Source organism: Streptomyces phytophilus, from assembly GCF_013870535.1.
GTDB lineage: Bacteria > Actinomycetota > Actinomycetes > Streptomycetales > Streptomycetaceae > Streptomyces > Streptomyces phytophilus.
In genome coordinates, this window is the sequence record NZ_JACBXC010000218.1 from 1 (window position 1) to 6,830 (window position 6,830).

7 protein-coding genes are annotated in these 6,830 nt (G+C 72.3%); 3 read left to right on the forward strand and 4 right to left on the reverse strand.

The window, feature by feature from the left end:
- The 3 genes from H5J30_RS12910 to H5J30_RS12920 all read left to right on the forward strand — a co-directional run.
- The coding region (locus H5J30_RS12910; protein WP_181787577.1) for a nucleotide sugar dehydrogenase at positions 1 to 1,005 on the forward strand (1,005 nt) is incomplete at its 5' end.
- 125 nt (positions 1,006 to 1,130) lie between these two features.
- Entirely contained in the window at positions 1,131 to 1,583 is a 453-nt protein-coding gene (locus H5J30_RS12915; protein ID WP_258563292.1) for a hypothetical protein, read from the forward strand.
- A 118-nt stretch (positions 1,584 to 1,701) separates the two neighbouring features.
- Positions 1,702 to 2,226, forward strand: coding sequence for a hypothetical protein (locus H5J30_RS12920; protein ID WP_181787578.1), 525 nt, complete (start codon positions 1,702 to 1,704; stop codon positions 2,224 to 2,226).
- Between the two features lie 119 nt (positions 2,227 to 2,345).
- Here the strand turns inward: H5J30_RS12920 and H5J30_RS12925 are convergent, their stop codons facing one another.
- The 4 genes from H5J30_RS12925 to H5J30_RS12940 all read right to left on the reverse strand — a co-directional run bounded on the left by H5J30_RS12925 (position 2,346) and on the right by H5J30_RS12940 (position 6,649).
- Positions 2,346 to 2,753: a hypothetical protein gene (locus tag H5J30_RS12925; RefSeq protein ID WP_181787579.1), complete on the reverse strand. Its 408-nt coding sequence runs from the start codon at positions 2,751 to 2,753 to the stop codon at positions 2,346 to 2,348.
- 452 nt (positions 2,754 to 3,205) lie between these two features.
- Positions 3,206 to 4,321 carry a GuaB3 family IMP dehydrogenase-related protein gene (locus H5J30_RS12930; RefSeq protein WP_181787580.1) on the reverse strand — a complete coding sequence of 372 codons (1,116 nt, stop codon included), beginning with the start codon at positions 4,319 to 4,321 and terminating at the stop codon, positions 3,206 to 3,208.
- 50 nt (positions 4,322 to 4,371) lie between these two features.
- A complete protein-coding gene (gene guaB / locus H5J30_RS12935; RefSeq protein WP_181787581.1) occupies positions 4,372 to 5,877 on the reverse strand; it encodes an IMP dehydrogenase in 1,506 nt (501 codons plus the stop codon).
- A 169-nt stretch (positions 5,878 to 6,046) separates the two neighbouring features.
- Positions 6,047 to 6,649, reverse strand: coding sequence for a sigma-70 family RNA polymerase sigma factor (locus H5J30_RS12940; protein WP_018834781.1), 603 nt, complete (start codon positions 6,647 to 6,649; stop codon positions 6,047 to 6,049).
- Positions 6,650 to 6,830: the final 181 nt, after the last annotated feature.

A 6,830-nucleotide genomic window follows, 5' to 3' on the forward strand; every position in this document is an offset into this window, starting at 1 on the left:
GGCGCGCTCGACCTCGGCCCGGTCGCCGACGCGGCGCGCGAACTGGCCCGGTACCTCAAGCCGCGCACCACCGTGCTGCTGGAGTCCGCCGCGTACCCGGGGAGCACCGAGGACCTCCTGCGCCCCCTCCTGCAACAGGGCTCCGGGCTGCGCGCGGGGCGGGACTTCCACCTCGCGTACTCCCCCGGCCCCCTCGACCCGGCCGACACCGCCCCCGCGCCGAAGGTCGTCGGCGGGCTGACCCCCGGGTGCACGGAGGCCGCGGTGGCGTTCTACGGACGGTTCGCCGAGCGGGTCGTACGGGCCCGGGGGCCGCGCGAGGCCGAGACGGTGCGGCTGCTGGAGGGCAACGTACGGCACGTGAACTTCGCCCTCGTCAACGAGCTGGCCTGGTTCTGCCACGACCGGGGCATCGACCTGTGGGACGTCGTCCGCTGCGCCGAGACCCGGCCCTTCGGCACCGCCCACAGCTTCCGCCCCGGCCCCGGCGTCGGCGGCCACGGGGTGCCCGTCGACCCGGGCCGCGTCCCCGTCCGCGTACCGCACCCGGGCGGCAGGACCGCACCCGGCTTCGACCACCCGCTGCGGATCGTGGACCTCGCCAGGGAGATCAACGGCCGGATGCCGCGGTACGTCGTCCAGCGCTGCGCCCAGCTCCTCAACGAGCACGGCAAGTCCGCCCGCGGCGCCCGCGTGCTGCTCCTCGGCGTCACGTACGAACCGGACGTCGCCGACCTGGAGCGCACCCCCGCGGGCGACGTCGCGGCCCGGCTGACGGAGCTGGGCGCGCGGGTCGGGTTCCACGACCCGTACGTCACGACGTGGCAGGTGCTGGGCCGGCCGGTGCCGCGGGCGGCGGCGCCGTACGACGCGGCGGCGGACGCGGACCTGACGGTGCTGCTCCAGCCGCACCGCACGTACGACCTCCAGGCGCTGGCGGTGAAGGCGCAGCTCCTCCTCGACACCCGCGGCGCGACGCCGCCCGGGGCGGCGCACCGGCTGTGACGGCGGGGCACCCGGCGGCTCCCCCCGCGGGGCGGCGGCGGAGGGCGTGGACGCCCCGCGGATCACCCGCCCCCCGGGGTGCCGGAACCGGAGGTTTCCCGCCGGAACTGCTACCGTTCGGCCGTATGGGTGATGCGGTGATGACGACGGCCGACAGCCGCCCCCGGCTGCTGCAGGCGCTCGCCGTCGGCGCCGCCGCCACCGTGGCGGGAGCGCTGGTCCTGGGCCTGACACAGGGCCTGGTGGGCGAACGCGGCCTGGAGCTCGGCTACTGGGCGCTGGCCCTCGGCCTCCTCGTCGGCGCCGCCGTGGGCCTCGCGGGCGAGCAGACCCGCGGCTCGGCGTTCCTGGCGATCCCCGTGGCGCTCGTCGGCGTCCTCCTCACCCAGCTCACGGCGACCGCCGTGCACCTCGGCACGGCCGATGTGGGCGCGGCCTACGACTTCTGGCACACCGGGGTGCTGGGGAAGAACGACATGACGTTCTACCTGGTGGCCGCGGCAGAAGCGTTCCTGGTCAGCCAGCGGGTGTCCGAAGTTCGAAACAACATGTCGCAGTCGCGTCACGACTCCCCATAAGGGCTTGTTGTCGGGCACCGCTCAACTGCTAGCGTGCCGCGGGTTGTCCCACTGACCGCGCCCACCACACCAACTGTCCCCGGGCACGGCAGACCCAAACATCCGGGGGGAATTACCCATGTCCCAGCCGTATCAGCAGCAGCCAGGTCCCGGCGTTCCCGGCCAGCAGCCGTATGGCGCTCCGCCGCCCTACGCGCAGCAGCCGCCGCCCAACTCCGGCAACCCCGGCCTCGCCATCGGGGTCGGCATCGTCGCGATGATCGTCGGCGCGGTCATCTACGGCGGCATCATGCTGGCCACCTCCGGTGAGGCCGGCGAGTACACCCTGTACGCCTACCCCGCCGCCGCTTCCGGCATCCTGGTGGGCCTCGCGTTCGGCAAGCTCGGCGGGCAGAACCCGGCGCTGCCCTTCGTCGCCATCGCGCTCGGAATCATCGGCGCGATCATGGGCCAGTTCCTCGGCTACGCCCTGCTGATCAACGACTGGACCGAAGGCCAGATCGGCGTGGCGACGGCGTTCACCGACGAGTTCGACACGCTGAAGGAAGCCTTCAAGGAGGACTTCGACGCCCTGGTGGCCGCGATGTACGCGATCGGCGGCGCGGCGGGCTTCGGCATCACGAAGCGCCTCGGCAACAGCTGAGGCAGCCGCACCGCACCGCACCGCACGGCAACGGCGCAGGGCCAGGACACCGCGACGAACGCGGCCCCGGCCCTGCGCCGTTCTCTGCCCGGCCCCCGGCCCCCACCCTCCGCCCTCCGTCAGGCCGGAGGCAGCGCGGCGCCCAGCCGCCCGTGGAGCAGCAGGTAGAAGACGTACAGCGACTCACGGCCGCCCTTTCCGCGTTCGTAGCGCCGCTGGGCGCGGCCGAGGGGGTTCCACACCCGCCCGTCCGGCATCCGTACGCCGACGGGCTGCTCGAAGTAGTCGCGCTGCATGTCGTCCAGGTCGACCCAACTCCCGCCCCCGGAGCGGACCATGACCTCCCCCACGTACGCCCCGACCCCCCGCAGCGCCCGCGCCACAGCCCGCTCGTCGGCTCCCCGCCCGGACCGGATCCCGGCCACGATGCGGTCCGCCAGCCGCAGGCTCTCCACGGAGTAGTCCAACGGCAACCGCCGCGGCCCCCGCATCCACTCGGCCACCACCCCCTCCACGTACCGGCTCATCCCAGCCGCTTCGGGTAACACATCGCTCGCATGCCCCATGGGAATCCCCTCCACGCTCGTCGGCTGTGACCTTCACATGAACAGCGCCGGGACCCTGATTAAACGTCACACCTCCAAGGCGTGACTCTTCCCACACGAGGTGTCACCAGCCAGGTCTGGACAAACCCCCGACATGCCGGATCCGGCAACCCCTGGCCGCCGCCGCGGAGTCGAGCGGGAGAGACAAGCAGGACGAGTCCGACTCAGGGTGAATGTCCGTCCGCTTGCGGTCGGGCCGGGGCACGCGTTACCCAGTGCGGACACCAGGACCGCCCGCGCCGCAAAGGAGTTCGCCCATGCGAGAAGACGGGCGGCCCGCGGCGTACGGGACGAGCCGCGGGCCGCAAGCGCGCCCCCTGGCCCCGCGGGACTGCCCTCCCGCCGGGGCCGGGGCGGTGCTCCCTGACGGGAGGTCAGCGCGAGCGGGCCACGGTCACCTCGACGCGCTGGAACTCCTTCAGCTCCGAGTACCCCGTCGTGGCCATCGCCCGGCGCAGCGCGCCGAAGAAGTTCATCGACCCGTCCGGCGTGTGCGACGGGCCCAGCAGGACTTCCTCCGTCGTGCCCACCGCGCCGAGGTTCATGACCTTCCCCCGCGGCACGTCCTCGTGGACGGCCTCCATCCCCCAGTGGTGGCCCCGCCCCGGCGCGTCCGTGGCGCGGGCCAGGGGCGAGCCCATCATCACCGCGTCCGCCCCGCACGCCACCGCCTTCGGCAGGTCGCCGGACCAGCCGACGCCGCCGTCGGCGATCACGTGCACGTAGCGCCCGCCGGACTCGTCCATGTAGTCCCGGCGCGCCGCCGCGACGTCGGCCACCGCCGTCGCCATCGGCACCTGGATGCCCAGCACGTTGCGCGTGGTGTGCGCCGCGCCGCCGCCGAAGCCGACGAGCACGCCCGCCGCGCCCGTACGCATCAGGTGCAGCGCCGCCGTGTACGTCGCGCAGCCGCCGACGATGACCGGCACGTCCAGCTCGTAGATGAACTGCTTGAGGTTCAGCGGCTCGGCCGCCGACGAGACGTGCTCAGCGGAGACCGTGGTGCCGCGGATGACGAAGATGTCCACCCCCGCGTCCACGACCACCTTGGAGAACTGCGCCGTACGCTGCGGCGACAGCGCCGCCGCCGTGACCACACCCGACTCGCGGACCTCCGCGAGCCGCCGGCCGATCAGCTCCTCCTTGATCGGCTCGTCGTAGATCTCCTGCATGCGCCGCGTCGCGTCGTGCTCGTCCAGGTCCGCGATCTCGGCGAGCAGCGGCTCGGGGTCCTCGTAACGGGTCCAGAGCCCTTCGAGGTTGAGCACCCCGAGGCCGCCGAAGCGCCCGATCCTTATGGCCGCCTCCGGTGAGACGACGGAGTCCATCGGGGCGGCGAGGAAGGGCAACTCGAAGCGGTAGGCGTCGATCTGCCAGGCGATCGAGACCTCCTTCGGATCCCGGGTTCGCCGGCTCGGCACGATGGCGATGTCGTCGAACGCGTAAGCCTTGCGCCCGCGCTTGCCCCGGCCGATCTCGATCTCAGTCACGAATGCCCTTTCCAGACGGTTGCCGCCCCAGTATCCCCCGGTCGGCCGGGTCAGGCTTTACGGGAGTAGTTCGGGGCCTCGGTCGTCATCTGGATGTCGTGCGGGTGGCTCTCCTTCAGGCCCGCGGAGGTGATGCGGACGAAGCGGCCGCGGTCCTTCATGTCCGGGACGGTGCGCCCGCCGACGTAGAACATCGACTGCTTCAGCCCGCCGATGAGCTGGTGCACGACGGAGGCGAGGGGGCCGCGGTACGGGACCTGGCCCTCGATGCCCTCGGCGATGAGCTGGTCGTCGCTCTTGACCTCTTCCTGGAAATAGCGGTCCTTGGAGTACGACTTGTTGCCGCCGCGCGACTGCATCGCGCCCAGCGAGCCCATCCCGCGGTACGACTTGAACTGCTTGCCGTTGATGAACAGCAGCTCGCCCGGCGACTCCTCGCAGCCCGCGAGCAGGCTGCCGAGCATCACGGTGTCCGCGCCGGCGACCAGCGCCTTGGCGATGTCGCCGCTGTACTGCAGGCCGCCGTCGCCGATGACCGGCACGCCCGCGTCCCGGGCCGCGAGGGCGGCCTCGTAGATCGCGGTGACCTGCGGAACGCCGACGCCGGCGACCACGCGCGTCGTACAGATGGAGCCCGGACCGACGCCGACCTTGATGCCGTCGACGCCCGCGTCGACGAGCGCCTGGGCGGCGTCGCGGGTGGCGACGTTGCCGGCGACGACGTCGACCGGCGCGTTCGACTTGATCTTCGCGGCCATGTCGGCGACGAGCCGCGAGTGGCCGTGCGCGGTGTCCACGACGATGAAGTCGACGCCGGCCTCGACCAGCGCCTGCGCCCGCTCGTACGCGTCGCCCGCGACGCCGACGGCGGCGCCGACGATCAGCCGGCCCTCCCCGTCCTTGGCCGCGTTCGGGTACTTCTCGGCCTTCACGAAGTCCTTGACCGTGATGAGGCCCTTGAGCACGTCCCGGTCGTCGACCAGCGGCAGCTTCTCGATCTTGTGCCTGCGCAGCAGCTCCATGGCCTCCGCGCCGGAGATCCCGACCCGGCCGGTGACCAGCGGCATCGGCGTCATGATCGAGCGGACCTCGACGCTGCGGTCGGGCTCGAAGGCCATGTCGCGGTTGGTGACGATGCCGACGAGCTTGCCGTCCCCGTCGGTCACCGGTACGCCGCTGATCCTGAACCGGCCGCAGAGCGCGTCCGCCTCGGCGAGCGTGGCGTCGGGGCGGATGGTGATCGGGTCGGCGACCATGCCGGACTCGGAGCGCTTGACCTGGTCGACCTTCTTGGCCTGGTCCTCGATGGAGAGGTTGCGGTGCAGCACGCCGACGCCGCCCTGGCGGGCCATGGCGATGGCCATCCGGGACTCGGTGACCCGGTCCATGGCGGCGGAGAGCAGGGGGATGTTCACCTTGACGTTCCGCGACACATGGCTTGCGGTGTCGATCTCGCCCGGGGCCATGTCGGCGGCGCCGGGCAGCAGCAGCACGTCGTCGAAGGTGAGTCCGATGGTGGCGAACTTGTCGGGGACGTCGGCGGCGCGCTCTGTCATGACACCCTTCCGGTGGGTCTTGCCCGATGGGACTGACCATGGTAACGGCGCGCCGGACGGTCACGTAACGGGGCTGGTGGCCGGTGTACGAAGGTACGAAGTACCTGGCCGGAAGGACCTTCGGACCGGCGGACGGGGCTGTCTTCCCGCAGGCCGTACGACCCGGAACCTACTGCCGCGCCAGCGCCCGCAGCCTGCTCAGCGCCCTGTGCTGCGCCACCCGCACCGCGCCCGGGGTCATCCCGAGGATCTGCCCCGTCTCCTCCGCGCTGAAGCCCGCCGCCACCCGCAGCAGCAGCAGCTCCCGCTGGTTCGCCGGCAGGTTCGCCAGCAGCTGCTTCGCCCACTCCGCGTCGCTGCTCAGCAGCGCCTGCTCCTCGGGCCCGAGCGAGTCGTCCGGCCGCTCGGGCATCTCGTCCGAGGGCACGGCGGTGGAGCCGGGGCCGCGCATCGCGGCGCGCTGGAGGTCCGCGACCTTGTGCGCGGCGATGGCGAAGACGAACGCCTCGAAGGGGCGGCCGGTGTCGCGGTAGCGCGGGAGCGCGCAGAGCACGCCGATGCAGACCTCCTGCGCGAGGTCGTCGACGAAGTGCCGTGCGTCGCCGGGCAACCGGTGCAGCCGCGTGCGAACATAGCGGAGCGCCAGGGGGTGCACGTGGGCCAGCAGGTCGTGCGTCGCGCGCTCGTCCCCGCCCGCCGCGAGCTGGACGAGTCCCCTGATCTCGACCGGCCTTTCGGCCGTCTGGGAAACAGTGGTCTCGTTGCCGCGCATCCGTCCATGGTGCCTCGCCCCTGAACGTTCCGCTGTGTCACGGCCGTCGTTGTAGACCGAAGCGTTATGCGCAACCGCGCGGACGGTCACCACACCCGCCCTCCCTTCGCTGCCCCCGTGCGGGATTCCGCTGTGCCCGATGCGCGTCGTTCCGGAGAACCCATGCCTCAAGCATGCGCCT

What these genes read in the sequence shown, in the direction of transcription:
- guaB (WP_181787581.1), bottom strand. Translation starts at nt 5,877, where the DNA reads ATGACAGAGCGCGCCGCCGACGTCCCCGACAAGTTCGCCACCATCGGA.
- H5J30_RS12915 (WP_258563292.1), top strand. Translation starts at nt 1,131, where the DNA reads ATGGGTGATGCGGTGATGACGACGGCCGACAGCCGCCCCCGGCTGCTG.
- H5J30_RS12925 (WP_181787579.1), bottom strand. Translation starts at nt 2,753, where the DNA reads ATGAGCCGGTACGTGGAGGGGGTGGTGGCCGAGTGGATGCGGGGGCCG.
- H5J30_RS12920 (WP_181787578.1), top strand. Translation starts at nt 1,702, where the DNA reads ATGTCCCAGCCGTATCAGCAGCAGCCAGGTCCCGGCGTTCCCGGCCAG.
- H5J30_RS12940 (WP_018834781.1), bottom strand. Translation starts at nt 6,649, where the DNA reads ATGCGCGGCAACGAGACCACTGTTTCCCAGACGGCCGAAAGGCCGGTC.